The organism is Streptomyces sp. NPDC104309 (assembly GCF_055584025.1).
Map to the genome: position 1 here is coordinate 1 of NZ_JBVJMV010000062.1, position 14,966 is coordinate 14,966.

Sequence of the window (14,966 nt, forward strand, 5' to 3'; positions counted from 1 at the left end):
CCAGATGCACGGACGAGCAGGCTTCACCCTCCTCCGCCACCGCATCCTCCTCGGATAGCGCCACGCAGAGTCACCACCGAATGTGAGACAGAGCCAAACGAGCGGTGTAGCTCAGGTTGTTGGAGTTACTGACGGGCTGCGGAAAGCCTGCCGTCGAAGGTGATGTCGAAGGCGTTCAGGGCGGTCTTCCAGCGCATGGTCCAGCGGGCCTGGCCCTTGCAGGTGGGGTCGAGCGACATGATCGCCATGTAAACGCACTTCAGGGCGGCCTGCTCGTTGGGGAAGTGGCCGCAGGCTTGGGCCGCGCGCCGGTAGCGGGCGTTCAGACTCTCGATGGCGTTCGTGGTGTAGACGACCTGGCGGATCGCGTCGGGCAGGCCGAGGAAGGGTACGAACTCGCTCCAGGCCCGTTCCCAGGCTCCGGGAATCGAGGGGTACTTCTTGCCCCATTTCGCGGCGAACTCCTCCGGCCGGGTGCGAGCTTGGTCCTCGTTGACAGCGGTGTAGACGGGTTTGAGGTCGCGGGCGACATCGGCCCAGTCGCGGCGCGAGGCATAGCGCAGGCTGTTGCGGATCAGGTCGAAGCCGTCAAGAAACAACGCGTTGCTCTGCAAGCGCGGTCTCGTTGGTGTGGTATGCGCATATCCGACGAGGTCCGCGGCCAACTGGTGAGGCGGTTCGAGGTCCTGCTCCCGCATCTGGACGAGCGTCAACAGCGGCTGGCGCTGGCGACCGAGGCACGGTTGCTCGGCCACGGGGGCGTACGCCTGGTCGCGCGGACGGCTCAGGTCAGCGAGACGACCGTTCGCAAGGGCGTCTTCGAACTTGAAGCCGGGCACGGGCCACTGCCCGAGGGGAGGGTCCGGCGCCCCGGCGGCGGCCGGATGCGGGGCGTCACCGCGTAGACGCCGCGCGCGCCGTGCCGGTCCGCCAGATGACCGACGGTGACGCCCAGGACCAGCGCGACCACATCGGCCATGCCGAGTCCGAGCCCCACCTGACCTGCCGGAAGGTGGACCGCCTCGGTGAAGTAGAGCACCCCGGCCGTCAGATAGAGGCCGTAGCCCATGGTGTAGACGAAGTTCGTGGCCGCGAGGACGCGCTGCGGCGGGGTGTCCGGTACCAGGCGGGGCATGCGGGACTCCACGTCACAGGTGGAGAAGCGGGGGCCCGGCAAGCCTGTGGCACGCCACTCGCATCATCAAGAGTGTTGCCCCGGCCGCCCGGCCGCCCCGGCTGATCAGCCGATGGGCTCGGCCACGATGAGCTGGAACCGCTCGAAGGACAGCTTCACGGTGTTGTGCTGAGCAGTGGCAGTTCCGAGTGACTTGCCGGTGAACGGGTCGGTCAGGCGGTACCGCGTGCGGCCCAGACCGCGCAGCTCGACCGTCCCGTCCCACTGGTCGGCGTAGAAGGCGTAGTGGAGGGTCCGCTTCTTGGCCACAACATGCGCCTCGGGCTTGTCGAAGCCGATGTCGTACAGCTCACCGCGGTACTCGCCGGTGGACAGCATGTTCTTCTCGTACAGGGACACCCACTTGCGCCAGAGGACCTCCTTCTCCGGGGTGAGGTCGGTCGCCTTGTCTGGGGCTCCGGTTCCGGGGAGGGTGAACTTGGTCGACAGGACGGCTCCGACCCCGTAAGAGGACGCGAAGTCGTTCCCGCCGTCGCTCAGTTCGACGTGGTCACCGGCGTAGCTGCTGCCCGCGCCCATCAGCGCCTTCATCGACTTGCCCTTGCTCCGGACCTGGTAGGAGGACTCCGGGTCCGAGCTGGGGTACTGGTCGACGTAGGGCAGGTTATGGAAGGCGAAGGCGGTGCCGCAGGGGCAGAGCTCGACGAGGGCGTCGGGGTTCGCCTCGTGCGCGGCTTCGTGGATCGCCTTCCAGAACAGGGCCACGCCCTCGGTGGATTCCTCGGGGCGGGCGTGCTGGTGCTTCGGGTTGTAGCAGGGCGCGACGCTGTTGAGGTGCTGGCCGTCGATCTTGAGCCCCTCGTAACCCCAGTCGCCGATGAACCTCTTCGCCTGCTCGACGAAGTAGTCCACCGTCGGCTGGTAGGCCGGACAGAGGGTGTAGGCGTCCCACCAGGTGACGTCCTGCTTGTTGCCGTCGCGGTCCAGCAGCAGCATGTCGGGCCGGTCCCGGAACAGGTTGCTGTCGGGGTCCGCCGCCAGCGGGGCCCACCACAGGCGCGGCCGCAGACCGGCGTCCCGTATCTCCTTGGTGAAGGCCCGCATGTCCGCTTCGCCGCGCGGGAACTTCGCCGTGTTGATGTCCCAGTCGCCCTCGTTGGTCTGCCAGCCGTCGTCGAGCGCGGCCCAGCGCAGACCGACCTCGTGCGCCTTCGGCAGCGCTCCGGTGACCTGCTCGGTGGCGAAGTCGCGCTCGTAGCCCCAGGCACACCAGATGGGCTCGAAGGCCGAGGCGGGGACCTTGGGGGCGCGCTGGCCGATGTCGCTCATGTAGTCGCGGTACCGCTGGAGCGGCACGAAGTGGTCGCCCGGGAGGGCGGTCAGGAACGTGGTGTCGGTGCTGAGCCGACGGCCCGGCTTCAGGGTGCGGGCGGTGTCGTCCTGGATGGCGATGCTCGCTCCGGCGTCCGTCTTGCGGACCGGCATGCGCAGGACCGTCGCCACGGGCTCGACATGTCCGACGGAGAGGCCCGCGCCCCGGCGCCAGACGGTCGCCAGCGGGGTGCCGCCGCCGTAGTCGGAGGAGTCCATCCCCAACGAGTTCTCCTGGACATAGCCGTCCTTCACCGGCATCACCCAGTCGCGGCGGTCCGTGTACGTGGTACCGGAGAAGGTGTAGAAGCCGCCGGGAGTCTCCAGGAGTTCGTGGGCTCCGTTGCGCCACCCGGTCACCTTCAGCGCGGTGGAGGACCTGTTGGTGTAGGTCACCTTCATCACGATCATGCCGGTAAGACGCTCGAAGGAGGTCAGCACGACCGTCTTCTGTACGCCTTCCTTGGACGTGCCCTCGATCGTCACCCGGACGCCCGCGCCGTGGCGGGGGTGCCGGGTGTCGCGGGTCCGGTGCCCGCGGTAGGCGAACGCCTCGATGGCCTTACCGCCCACCAGCAGGGCTTCGCCGGCGTCGAAGCGGGTGAGGTCGACGCCCTTAAGCGCCACCCGGCTGCGCAGTTGGTCGTCGAACTCCAGGGTGATGGAGGTGTCGCCGACTCCGACGAGGTCAGGATCCGAGTTCGGTGCGGCGGCCGCGGGTGAGGCGCCCATGGCCACGGCGGGGAAGGCGGCCAGGCCGGCACCCCCCAGCGCCACCTTCAGTACGCTTCGCCGGTTCATGTCCGTCATGTCGAACTCTCTTTCGGTCGTGCGTGCCCGACTGGGGCAGCCGCCTTTTGTCCGCGTTGTGGATCGTCAAAGTCGAGCCGCACGCTCGCGACGAAGCGACCGTCCGTAAGGCTGGTCGATGCCTGGTCTACTACTGGTTTTCGCAGTGGGTCGGCTGGGGTCGGGAGCGGCGTATCGTCCGAACGGGTACCCCAGTGCGAGGTCGCCTCCGGCGGTAGCGGGCAGGCACCCTCGGTGAGCTGCGACAACGCTGCCTCGATCACCGGCGGGTGCCCGGGGCACGGCGAAACGGAAGGTCGCTCACGGGCGACTTCTTCATCATCGGGTGGCCTGCTTCGAGAACGTAAGCGGTATTCGAGTGGCATGTCAACGGGTGGGCCTCCTGGACGAGGGTTCGCGCCGTCGATCAGATTGGTATGCTTCTGGTATGAGAGATGCGAGAACGTCGATGCCCAGAGGCCTGTTCGGTGACGACGTCCTCCCGTTGTACGAGCGCACAGCCACGCAGTTGCTCGACGACCTGCGCGCCGCTGCCGCCCGCCCCGGTGACCGGCTGCCCTCCGAGCGGGCTCTGGTCGACCGGTACGCCGTGTCGCGCGTGACGCTGCGAGCGGCCCTCGCGCAATTGGAGTCGCGGGGCATCGTGCGGCCGTCGTCGTCGCGCGGGTGGTTCGTTGCCGAGCTCGGTCTGCTCCCCGAGGCGACGATGACGTCCGCCTCGGCGGCCCCGCAGGTCCAGGGGTTCGCCGACTATGCGCAGGTCAACGGCTTGACGACGGCCGGCAAGGTGCTCTCCGCCACCGTTCGCCCGGCCACGGTGTCCGAGGCCGAGCAGCTCCGGATCGCTCCGGGCGCCGACCTCTTCGACCTCCACCGACTGCGCTTCCTCGACGGTCTGCTCGTCGTGCTCGAGCACAACCGGCTTCCGTTGGCGGCCTGCCCTGCCCTGGCCGAGACCGACTTCAATACGGCCTCGCTCTACGCCACCCTGCGCGCCGCCGACCCGCCGCAGCTGCCCCGCATCGCCGACTATTCGGTCGAGGCCCGCCACCCGACGCCACGGGAGATCGAGCTGTTCGAGATCGGGGAGACCATGCCGATGCTCGTCGCGACCCAGCTGACGTCGAACCAGGAATCACGCCCGATCGAACTGACCGTCCAGGTCTACCGGGGGGACCGCTACCGGTTCCGGGCCTCCATCACCAACCAGACTTAAACGATCACCAACCGGACTTGAACGATCGCCGCGGATCTGCCGGTTCGGCTGTGCAATACCAGATGCATACCAGAACCAGACTATTGACGACCCCAAATAAGACCAGTACTGTCCGAAATGAGCCGCAGGCCATGACGGCACATTGGCTTGAGATACACGTTGAGTAAGGGGTTGGCAATGCAGAGCCCATTGAGCGAGGTGGTCCGGCGTCAGAAGGCCGGACAGTCGCAGGGCATCACCTCGGTGTGTTCGGCTCATCCGCTGGTCATCGGGGCAGCCGTGGTGCAAGCACGGGAGACCGGCGGTCATGTACTGGTGGAGGCGACCTCGAACCAGGTCGACCAGTACGGCGGTTACACGGGCATGCGGCCCGCGGACCTCCGCGACCTCGTGTACGGCATCGCCGCCGAAAGTGGTCTGCCACTGGACCGCGTGATTCTCGGCGGCGACCACCTCGGACCGAACCGGTGGCAGTCCCTGACGCCCGACGAGGCGATGGAGCGGGCCGACGCCCTGGTCGCCGCCTACGTGGCGGCGGACTTCACCAAGATCCACCTGGACTGCAGCTTCGCCTGCGCCGGTGACCCCGTACCGCTGACCGACGACGTGGTCGCCGAACGCGCCGCGCGGCTGATCCGGGTGGCCGAGGAGACGGCCGGCCCCGAGCGGGCCGAGCGGATCCGGTACGTGATCGGTACCGAGGTGCCCACACCCGGCGGCGCGCACGAGACGCTCGACGCGCTCGTCCCGACCACGCCCGAGGCGGCGCGCACCACTCTGGAGCAGCACCGCAAGGCGTTCGCCCAGCACGGCATCGACGAGGTCTGGCCGCGCGTCATGGCCCTCGTGGTCCAGCCGGCCGTCGAGTTCGACCATGTGCAGGTCGTCGACTACCGGCGCGAGCTGACCGAGGAACTGCGCAAGGTCCTCGACGACGAGCCCACCATGGTCTACGAGGCCCACTCGACCGACTACCAGACCGCCGAGGCGCTCACCGCGCTGGTCGAGGACCACTGGGCGGTCCTCAAGGTGGGCCCCGGGCTGACCTTCGCCCTGCGCGAGGCGCTGTTCGCCCTCGCCGCGATCGAGGACGAGCTGGTCCCGGCCGCCGAGCGGTCACGCCTTCCCGAGGTCGTCGAGGAGCGGATGCTCGCCGAGCCCGCCAAGTGGGAGGGCTACTACCCGGGCAGCGCTGCCGAGCAGCGCCTCGCACGCCGCTACAGCTACAGCGACCGGATGCGTTACTACTGGCCCGACCCTGAGATCGAAAAGGCCCAGGCCCGGCTGATGGACAACCTCTCGGCCGTGGACATCCCCCTGCCGCTGCTCAGCGCCCACCTCCCACTCCAGTACGCCCGCGTCCGCCACGGCGAGCTCGCCGCCCGGCCGCGCGACCTGGCCGTGGACCACGTCCGCGACGTTCTGCGCGACTACGACCGCGCCTCCCACCCCCACCTGATGGAGCACGTGTGACCACGCCCTCCGGCACCCTGTCCCTGGACGACGGCGCCGCCCACACCGTCCGCGAGATCGCCCAGCAGCCCGCCCTGTGGCGGGAGGTCGACCGGATCGTCGCGGCCTCCCGGGAGTCGCTGGACGCCTTCGTGCGTCCGCTCGTCGCCCGCGGTGACCTGCGCGTCGTACTCACCGGTGCCGGCACCTCCGCGTTCGCCGGCCAGGTGCTCCAGCCCGCCCTGGCCCGGCGCCTGGGACGCCGCGTCGACGCGGTCCCCACCACGGACCTCGTCGCCGACCCCCGCGGCTGTCTCGCCGAGGACGTTCCCACGCTGCTGGTCTCCTTCGCGCGCTCGGGTGACAGCCCGGAGTCCGTGGCCGCCACCGCCCTGGCCGACCAGGTCCTCTCCGAGGTGCACCACCTCGTGATCACCTGCAACGAGCAGGGCCGCCTGGCCCGCGAGCACGCGGAGCTGCCGAAGTCCCACGTGCTGCTGATGCCGGCCGCGTCCAACGACCGCGGTTTCGCCATGACGTCGAGCTTCACGTGCATGACGCTCGCGGCACTGCTCGCTCTCGGCGGCAGCGCCTACGACGGGGTCGCCGAACGCCTGGCCGAGGCGGTCGAGTCGATCTGCGAGAGCGACGCCGTGGACCGCACCGTGGGCGCCCTCGTGGCCCGCGTACCCGAGCGCATCGTCTTCCTGGGCAGCGGCCCGCTGAAGGGCCTCGCCGAGGAGTCGGCGCTGAAGGTGCTCGAACTCACCGGTGGGAGGCTCATGTCCGTCTCGGAGACCTCGCTGGGATTCCGGCACGGTCCCAAGGCGGTGCTCAACGACCGTTCGGTCGCCGTGGTGTACATGTCGAACGACCCCTACACCCGCAAGTACGACCAGGACATCTCCGCGGAGCTGCGCGGAAATCTTCCCGCCGGCAGCGTCGTCACAGTCTCCGCGGGCCCCGACGCGGAAGCGGACGGCAACGACGCCTGGCCGCTGCCGGGCCTCGATGGCGTCGAGGACGTCGCCCTGGCGCTGTCCGCTGTGGTGTACGCCCAGCTCATCGCCCTGCGCGCCTCCCAGGCCCGGGGCCTGCGGGCCGACAACCCGTTCCCCTCGGGTGAGATCAACCGCGTCGTGCAGGGCGTGACCCTGCACTCCTTGCACAACTGATCAAAGGCATCAACGGCGCGGATCCAGGGCGCCGGACGGAGGTACAACGATGTTCCTAGGTGTCGACGGTGGCGGTACGAAAACCGCATTCTGCCTGGTCGACCGGGGCGGACAAGTCGTGGCGCGAGCGCAGGCGGCAAGTTCGTACTACTTCTCCCACGGCATCGAGCTCGTCGAGCGGGTGCTGGGGGAAGGCGTCGACGCTGTCTGTGCGGCGGCCGAGCTGACCCCCGCCGACATCGAGTACGCCTTTTTCGGCTTGCCCGGTTACGGGGAGGCGGCCCGCGATCTGCCCGTCCTGAACGCGACCCCGCGAGCCGTGCTCGGACACGACCGCTACGCCTGCGACAACGACATGGTCTGCGGCTGGGCCGGTTCACTGGGCGCGGTCGACGGCATCAACGTCATCAGCGGCACCGGCTCCATGACCTACGGCGAGCGGCTGGGCCGGGGCGTGCGCGTCGGTGGCTGGAGCGAGATGTTCGGCGATGAGGGATCGGCGCACTGGATCGCGGTCCGCGGCCTCAACGCCTTCTCGCGGATGGGCGACGGACGGCTCCCCGAGGGCCCCCTGGCCGAGGTGTTCCGGCGCCACCTGGATCTCGCGTCCGACCTCGACGTGATCGACGTCGTCCACAACCAGTGGCAGGGCGACCGCAGCCGGCTCGCCGCGCTCAGCCGCTCGGTGGCCGAGGCGGCCGGTCTGGGCGACGAGGCCGCCTCGGCGATCCTCGCCGAGGCCGGCCGGGAACTCGCCCTGCTCGTCGAAGTCACCCGCGAGCGGCTGGAGTTCGGCCCGGACGAGATCGTACCGGTCTCCTACTCGGGCGGCACCTTCGGCGCGGACGCGGTTCTGGAGGCGTTCGCCACCGGACTGAAGAGTCGTTTCACCCACTACGAACTGCGACACCCTCTGTACGAGCCCGTCGTAGGTGCCGCCCTGTACGCGGCGAAAATCGCCGGAACCCCGCTCGACCAGCCCGCGCTCGACGCGCTGCGCATGGCCTCCGGGATCACTGCCTCGGGAGGGGAAGACCGATGAACAGAGGCACGAAGAGCTGGATCCTGTACGCGTCGCTGCTGGTCCTGTTCTGGGGTGTGTGGGGCGCCTTCTCCAGCGAGCCGAACAGCAGGTACGGCTACCCCAACGAGATGATCTACATCATCTGGGCCTTCACGATGCTCATACCCGCGTACTTCGCGATGCGCGGCAACGCGTTCGACCGCCGGCCGATCGCCGCCGTGTACGGACTGATCGCGGGACTGACCGGTGCCGGCGGCCAACTCCTGCTGTTCCACGCGCTCGCCAACGGCCCGGCGTACCTGATCTTCCCCCTGGTGTCGCTCTCCCCGGTGGTCACCGTCCTCATGGCGATGGCGCTGCTGCGGGAGCAGATCAACCGGCTCGCCCTAGTGGGTGTCGTCGCGGCGCTGGTGGCGATCGTGCTGCTCAGCATTCCCAGCGGCAAGGACGACTCGAACTCGCACGGCCCGTGGCTGCTGATGGCCATCCTGATCTGTGTTGCCTGGGGCGTGCAGGCGTTCTGCATGCGCAAGGCCGCGGTGGTCGGGGTCAACGACGCGACGACGTTCGGCTGGATGACCATCAGCGGACTGCTGCTGGTTCCGGTGGCGTTCGTGATGATGGGCGATTTCCCGTCCGACGCTCCGTGGCAGGCGCCGGCACTCACCGCGGTGACGCAGGTCCTCAACGCGGTCGGCGCGTTGTTCCTGGTCATGGCGTTCAGCCGGGGCAAGGCCACGGTCGTCGCCCCCATCACCAACGCGCTGGCCCCGGTGCTGACCATCGTGCTGTCCCTGGCGGTCTACCGGACGCTCCCGAACGTGTGGGGCGCCCTCGGTATCGTGCTGGCCCTCGCGGGCTCGACCCTGATGGTCTACAGCGACGAGAAGAGCGGCGAGAACTCCGTGGCCCCGGGCGCGGCGGACGACGGCGCGGACGTGAGTCCGGCCCCGCAGAAGTCCTGATCGCCCACATATCCGTACCGGCCGAACCACGTAGCGGTACGGGCCGACACCGGCCCGTACCCACCGCACCGACATGAAAGCGAGGGGACACCTTTATGCCCCTGGTTCCCACGCGCGAACTCGTCTCGAAGGCCGCCGCCGCAGGCCGGGCCGTCGCGGCGTTCAACGTGATCACGCTGGAGCACGCCGAGGCGATCACCGCCGGCGCGGCCGCCGCGGGCGCCCCGGGGGTGATCCTGCAGATCAGCGAGAACGCCGTACGGTTCCACGGCGGCCGGGTCGAGCCGATCGCGCGGGCCGCGGCCGAGGTCGGCAAGGCCTGTGACGTCGACGTCGCACTGCACATGGACCACGTGACGGACATGCGGCTGCTGCGCACGGCGGCCGACGCGGGGTTCTCCTCCGCGATGTTCGACGCCGGGGCGCAGCCGTACGCCGAGAACCTCGCCGCCACCCGCGCCGCGGCCCAGTGGGCCCACGGCGCGGGCCTGTGGCTGGAGGCCGAACTCGGCTATGTGGGCGGCAAGCCCGACGCTCCCGCGAGCGCCCACGCGGCCGGGGTGCGCACCGACCCGCAGGAGGCGGCGCGCTATGTCGCGGACACCGGCGTGGACGCCCTGGCCGTCGCCGTCGGCAGCAGCCACGCGATGACCGAACGCTCCGCGACCCTGGACCACGCGCTCATCGAACGCCTGCGGGAGACCGTGCCCGTACCTCTGGTGCTGCACGGTTCGTCGGGCGTCGGCGACGACGATCTGCGACAAGCCGTTCAGGCGGGCATCGTGAAGATCAACATCGGTACCGCTCTCAACGTCGCGTTCACCGGCGCGGTCCGCGAGACGCTGGCGGAGCGCCCCGACCTGACCGACCCCCGCCCCTACGTCGCCCAGGGCCGGGAGACGATGGCGGAGACGGTCCGGGTCCTGCTCGGTGTGGTGAGTGGCTGAGCGGGGCCGAAGCTTTCACCGCACCTGATGTCGCCTAGTACTCCAGTCGTGCTTCTTCATTTGTCCTGGTCACAGGGCCCTTTTGAAGCCTAGCGGGCTGACGTCCTGTCAGGTTGGTGGGGTGGTTCGTGACTCACCCGGTCGGGGTGCGTTGAACCAGTCATGGAGATGGAAGATGATGTCGAAGTAGGTTGGTGGGAAGCTGAGTTGCAGTCGTTGCTGCTGCGGGTGGGAGAGCGGTTCGGCCGCGTCGAGCCGCGGCGGCGGATGCGGGACTACGTGCGGGGCCTGCTGGGCCCGGTGGGCCGGAAGAACAGCTGGCAGATAGCCGAGCACGCGGGCCACGACAGCCCCTACGGGCTTCAGCGGCTGCTGTCGTGGTGCCAGTGGGACCCGGACGATATCCGCGATGCCCGGTGGAGACGGTGACCTCGGTCAGTTCGGCCAGGTTGCGGCGGGGGTGCTGCTCGCCGAGGGCGCGCAGCAGGTCGTCGAGCCCCTGCTCCTCGTGCAACCGCGGGTCGGCAGCAGCTTCCAGGGTGTTGGGGCACCAACCGCGCCCGACGCATCGGCTGCGGGCGTTGGGGTTGAGCGTGGCGGCACGGCCGTCGTTGCGGAAGTACCCTCCGACCGCCTCGTCGGCGTCGATGCGCTCCACGTGAGCGACTATCTCGCCGTTCAGCGACAGCTCGTCGCCCCGGAGGCGGAACGGGCTGGCCGGCCGGTTCAGCGGGACGATGATCTGCCAGGGGATCTCGGGGCGGCGTGTGAGTCGGAGGTTGACCCGGGCCCGGTGACGGTCCTGGTCGGAAGTAATTCCGTACAGGTTGACGGCGATCAGCAGCACGTCCTCGATGGGCACTTTGTGGCTCAGGGTGGCCCGCTCCAGGTGATGCAGGCGTGCGGTGCCGACGGCGGCGTCCGAGGAGATGACCGGGCTCTTGGATATATGCGGCATGAAGGGCTCCAACTGTCGTGGATGCGTCGGGGTACTGCTACGGGTAGGACGGCAGCGTGCCGCGTGCGGCCTGTGGCGGCAGCCTCCGCTCGGCACGGGGATCACGTGCTGACGGCGGCCAAGGCGTCCATGGCCGTGTATCCCCGGTGGACAGGGGAGGCGCAAGCCGTACGGCGCGGGCAGGAGACGAGAGGATCGTTCACGCCATGCGCCCCACCCCGGGGCTGCCGGACTCAGATACTGCCGTGGCGTTGGCCGCGTTGGGCGGCTGCTCTTCGACAGGTGTCTGGTCCGGAACCGCGGCGTCCGAACCGAGACCGCGGACAGCTTCGGTCTCGTGCGCGACCATGGCCCCAGCCAGGGCAAATCCGATCACATTCGCCACTAGCAGGACGAGACCGGCGATACGGCCCTCCGGAGCTCGGTGGAGTGAGAGGCTCATGACGTCATCCCTGCGGGCTCGGCGATCAGGACGATGTCGTGCTCGTCGCCGGCGGGCGAGGACCGGGCCTCCCAGGCTGCGCTGACGATGAACACGTGGCTGCGGGACCCTGCCGACGACGTCGCGCAGCGCGGCACACGTCGCAGAGCGGCCCTTCTGTTTGGCGAGGGTGTTCACGCAGCCACCGTCGTCGTGGGGCGGTGCGGGGCGATGATCTGTCCGTCGGGAAGCAATTCACCGGTGTCTTCGAAGAGGCCGAGCGGGTGAGGGTCGGCCCGGGGCCGCCTGCGCTTGGTCGACGGAGGTAGGCCCGGGGGCCGCTCCGTGCTCTCGCTCTCACCGACACGACTCACGGGGCTGAGACTGGCCTCAGTCCAGACCACCTTGCCCAGCATGCCCCGGGCCGGGTAGTGGCCCCAGCGACTGCTCATCATCGCGACGATCAGGACCCCTCGTCCGCTCGTCGCCTCGGCCCCGGGCTCCTGCAGCACGGGCGGTCTCTCGTCGCGGTCCCACACCGACACTCTGACGGCATCACGGACCATCTCCAGTGCCAGTTCGAAGGTCTGCACGTCGAACTGCGAGGAGAACAGGGAGAGCTCCTCGCCCTCCTTCTTCTTGGGGTGCTGTACCGCGTTGGTGGTCAGCTCGGAAACGATGAGCTGCACGATGTCCGAGGGCACGCCTCAGCGGGAGAGGACGTCGGCGGTGTGCAGTCGTGCCAGGCCCACAGCGGTGGACGTGTCAGCCAGCATGAGCCTGATAGACGGGTGTGGTGTCTGGGACATGGTGCCTCCCGAGTCGGGAGAGGAGCGCGGGGTGCCGCTGGCTCTCGCTCGTTTCGTGTTAGTGGCCGCCAGACCCGGGTTCGACGGTTGCGCGGTGGTGAACTGCAATCCCGGGTTCGTGTCGTCACCCGGGTCCGTAAAGCCGGTGCCGGCTGATCGCCGCTGCACGGTTGACCCTGGGCCGGGTACGTCCATAAGAGAACCGCTGCGGCGCCCTGGTCAGAAGGGTGCATGCAGGATGTCTTCGACCACGCGGGTTAGCACGGTTGGTGAGGGGTTGCGCAGATGACGGACGCAGGGCAAGACCGAGGACAGCGAAGGATGACAGGACGGTTCGCGAGCCGCCGCATTGTGGTGACGGGAGGCTCCAGAGGGCTGGGCGAGCACGTGGTGCGCCTGCTCCTGTCCGAAGGAGCACAGGTGGCGACATGCGCCCGGAAGTCCGAGCCGCTGGAAACGCTCCGCGCTTCGCTGGACACGCCAGCTGCTCTGTTCGTCCGGTCTCTGGACGTATCCGTGCCGGAGCTCCTGGAGCAGTTCGTAGAGGACGCCGCCTCAGCTCTGGGCGGGCTGGATGGTGTCGTCGCGTGTGCGGGCGGTGCGCAGGGGCGGGGAATCACCGAGGCGTCTGCCGAGGACTGGGCGGCGACTTGGAGGATGAACGTCGGCCACGTTGCCCGGCTGGTCGCGACAAGTACCCCGCACCTGCGGGAAACCGGTGGCGGATCAATCGTCGTAGTGGCCTCGGTCTCCGGGTGGAAGCCGGGACCGCAGGCTCAGTACGGCTCGGCAAAAGCGGCTCAGATCCACATGGTGTCGTCCCTGGCCAGGGAACTGGCCGTAGATGGCATCCGCGTGAACGCGGTCTCACCCGGATCGATGCTCATCCCGGGCAAGCGGTGGGACCGGATGCGCCGGGAGGACCCGCCGGCCTTCGACCGGTTCCGCTCGGAGTTCCCGAGGGGAGAGCTAGTCCGGCCGGAGGAGGTGGCGGACGTAATCGCCTTCCTGCTCTCGGACCAGTCACGTGCGGTGACCGGGATCAACCTGCCTGTCGACAAGGGCCAGAACGCCCCAACACCGGACGGGTACTGACCGGAGCTTTCAGGCTGCTGTGCCGAGGATCGGCCGAGCCTTTCGCTCGAAGTCGCGGACGACGGCTTCGCCCCGGTGAGGGGCAAGACGTGCACGGAAGTCACGAAGGGCCTGGACGGATCGTTCGCTGTGAACTCCGGCGAGCAGGTCCACGGCGTTGCTCGCGGTGCCGACCGCCTCGTCCAGTCTGTTCTGCTGGAGGAATGCCGCCGCGAGCACCGAGCGACTGATGGCCTGTCGACGGCGGCGGTCGCCGTTCGCCTCGACAGACGCCAGTGCCAGGCGCTCGGCCTGTCCCGCTTCGCCGAGATCGCGGTGGACCAGAGCGGCTTCGGCTTCCAGATAGTGGTGGTCCAGGAAACGAACCCACGGCGATTCCTCGGCGGGGCCTCGGCTGGCCTCCAGGTCCTTGCCGGCCTCCAGGAGCGATGCCGTCGCGTGCCGGGAATCGCCCAGGACGGCGTACCCGCGGGCGGCCATGGCGTGCAAGCGCATAAGCCCGAGCGGGCTGCCCGCAGACTTGGCGGTCGCGATACCCGCTCTCGCCAGTGAAACTCCTTCGGTGGGGTTGCCGAGGCTGGTGGCGAGGTGCGACATACCGGCCAGGATCTGCCCGCCGAGCACGCGGTCGCCGCCCTCGGCGCACAGCCTCAGTGCCTGGATCATGTAGCGCTCCGCGAGTCCGTAGTCGGCGGAGTCGTACGAGCACCAACCGGCCATCGCCGCGAGCTTCGCGGCCGAGGTGTAGAGGAGTCGGCGCTGGTGCGAGGGCAGATTGCGCTGCTGGAGCATGGGGGCGAGTTCGGTGCTCAGGTAGTGCACGATGCTCGCTCGGACTCCACCGCCGCCGAAGCGGTTGTCCATCTCGTCGAACATCTCGATCAGCGCCTGGACCTGTTCGGCAGGCCCGCTGCCGGCACCTACCGCAAGCCGAGGTGCCTGCTCTTCCTCCAAAAGCCACAACAGCCAATGCCGTTGGGGGTCCAGAAGGGCGGTCGCGACGTACGGCGCCGCGCCGAGAAGGCTGCGCCGCGAGATGTCGGTCGAGCCAAGCTCCGCGAGTGTATGAAGTGTTTCACCCACATCCTCACGGTACGTCAAGGCCCTAACGACCACGGGCCTCTGCGACTGCTCGGAGAAGCCAATGTCCACGGGAGAGACAGGGCGGCCCAAGAACCCCGCCAGGGCGGCGGCGATGAACTCCGGGGCGCGACCTCGCGGAGTCATCCCCTGCAGCCACCGGGTCACCGATGCCTTGTCGTAGCGGGAGACCTCGCCCTGGAGCGTACCCAGTTCGTTCACCCTGCGCGCCAAAGCGGCGTGCGAACAACCGGCCTCGCCGAGCACAGCCGCGAATGTGGTGTTGGCCTCGCTGCTCGCCCTTGAACTACCCATGTGCAGATGATGCCTTGTGGATCACCCTGCGTCCCAGCCTTCGGATACAGAGCCACGGAAATGCAACCCCTGTACAACCGAACAACCCTGCCGCCCCCTCCTCCCGAGCTCTGCCAGCACTGACACTGAGAGAGCTGTGGGGCACGCGGCCCTTCTCGGCGAGGACGCCGTTGGAACACCGCCGGCGCCCTCA

At 68.8% G+C, this 14,966-nt stretch carries 12 protein-coding genes and 3 pseudogenes; 9 read left to right on the forward strand and 6 right to left on the reverse strand.

Features of this window, described 5'->3' with window-relative positions; all coding sequences use genetic code 11:
• Nucleotides 1-125: 125 nt before the first annotated feature.
• Nucleotides 126-578: pseudogene (locus tag ACZ68L_RS42155) on the reverse strand (transposase); the annotation flags it as partial.
• Nucleotides 579-635: 57 nt separating this feature from the next.
• Between ACZ68L_RS42155 and ACZ68L_RS42160 the strand changes: the two are divergent.
• Nucleotides 636-884: pseudogene (locus ACZ68L_RS42160) on the forward strand (ISAzo13 family transposase); the annotation flags it as partial.
• Here the strand turns inward: ACZ68L_RS42160 and ACZ68L_RS42165 are convergent.
• Nucleotides 785-1,135 (reverse strand): hypothetical protein, encoded by a 351-nt coding sequence (locus ACZ68L_RS42165; RefSeq protein WP_469589068.1) that lies wholly within the window; start codon nt 1,133-1,135, stop codon nt 785-787. The pseudogene ACZ68L_RS42160 and the gene ACZ68L_RS42165 overlap by 100 nt on opposite strands.
• A 105-nt stretch (nt 1,136-1,240) precedes the next feature.
• Nucleotides 1,241-3,316, reverse strand: coding sequence for a glycoside hydrolase family 36 protein (locus ACZ68L_RS42170; protein WP_469588986.1), 2,076 nt, complete (start codon nt 3,314-3,316; stop codon nt 1,241-1,243).
• Nucleotides 3,317-3,743: 427 nt separating this feature from the next.
• Between ACZ68L_RS42170 and ACZ68L_RS42175 the strand changes: the two genes are divergently transcribed.
• The 7 genes and pseudogenes from ACZ68L_RS42175 to ACZ68L_RS42205 form a co-directional block, all read left to right on the forward strand.
• Nucleotides 3,744-4,532: a GntR family transcriptional regulator gene (locus ACZ68L_RS42175; protein WP_469588989.1), complete on the forward strand. Its 789-nt coding sequence runs from the start codon at nt 3,744-3,746 to the stop codon at nt 4,530-4,532.
• A 177-nt stretch (nt 4,533-4,709) separates the two neighbouring features.
• Nucleotides 4,710-6,005, forward strand: a complete 1,296-nt coding sequence (locus ACZ68L_RS42180; protein ID WP_469588992.1) for a D-tagatose-bisphosphate aldolase, class II, non-catalytic subunit — start codon at nt 4,710-4,712, stop codon at nt 6,003-6,005.
• Nucleotides 6,002-7,159 (forward strand): SIS domain-containing protein, encoded by a 1,158-nt coding sequence (locus ACZ68L_RS42185; RefSeq protein WP_469588995.1) that lies wholly within the window; start codon nt 6,002-6,004, stop codon nt 7,157-7,159. Before ACZ68L_RS42180 ends, ACZ68L_RS42185 begins: the two co-directional genes overlap by 4 nt.
• Before the next feature lie 49 nt (nt 7,160-7,208).
• Entirely contained in the window at nt 7,209-8,201 is a 993-nt protein-coding gene (locus ACZ68L_RS42190) for a BadF/BadG/BcrA/BcrD ATPase family protein (protein WP_469588999.1), read from the forward strand.
• Nucleotides 8,198-9,148 (forward strand): DMT family transporter, encoded by a 951-nt coding sequence (locus ACZ68L_RS42195; RefSeq protein ID WP_469589005.1) that lies wholly within the window; start codon nt 8,198-8,200, stop codon nt 9,146-9,148. The genes ACZ68L_RS42190 and ACZ68L_RS42195 overlap by 4 nt, the downstream gene beginning before the upstream one ends.
• A 95-nt stretch (nt 9,149-9,243) precedes the next feature.
• Complete coding sequence (locus ACZ68L_RS42200) at nt 9,244-10,095, forward strand: class II fructose-bisphosphate aldolase (RefSeq protein ID WP_469589011.1); 852 nt, start codon at nt 9,244-9,246, stop codon at nt 10,093-10,095.
• A gap of 168 nt (nt 10,096-10,263) precedes the next feature.
• Nucleotides 10,264-10,506: pseudogene (locus ACZ68L_RS42205) on the forward strand (IS701 family transposase); the annotation flags it as partial.
• A 746-nt stretch (nt 10,507-11,252) separates the two neighbouring features.
• Here ACZ68L_RS42205 and ACZ68L_RS42210 read toward each other — a convergent pair.
• Together ACZ68L_RS42210 and ACZ68L_RS42215 are read right to left on the reverse strand one after the other, a co-directional pair.
• Nucleotides 11,253-11,495 (reverse strand): hypothetical protein, encoded by a 243-nt coding sequence (locus ACZ68L_RS42210; RefSeq protein ID WP_469589015.1) that lies wholly within the window; start codon nt 11,493-11,495, stop codon nt 11,253-11,255.
• 173 nt (nt 11,496-11,668) lie between these two features.
• Nucleotides 11,669-12,163, reverse strand: a complete 495-nt coding sequence (locus tag ACZ68L_RS42215) for an ATP-binding protein (protein ID WP_469589018.1) — start codon at nt 12,161-12,163, stop codon at nt 11,669-11,671.
• Nucleotides 12,164-12,604: 441 nt separating this feature from the next.
• Between ACZ68L_RS42215 and ACZ68L_RS42220 the strand changes: the two genes are divergently transcribed.
• The gene (locus ACZ68L_RS42220; RefSeq protein WP_469589020.1) at nt 12,605-13,378 is read left to right on the forward strand and encodes an SDR family NAD(P)-dependent oxidoreductase; all 774 of its coding nucleotides are present in this window, start codon (nt 12,605-12,607) and stop codon (nt 13,376-13,378) included.
• 9 nt (nt 13,379-13,387) lie between these two features.
• Here the strand turns inward: ACZ68L_RS42220 and ACZ68L_RS42225 are convergent, their stop codons facing one another.
• Nucleotides 13,388-14,773 carry a hypothetical protein gene (locus tag ACZ68L_RS42225; protein ID WP_469589023.1) on the reverse strand — a complete coding sequence of 462 codons (1,386 nt, stop codon included), beginning with the start codon at nt 14,771-14,773 and terminating at the stop codon, nt 13,388-13,390.
• Nucleotides 14,774-14,966: the final 193 nt, after the last annotated feature.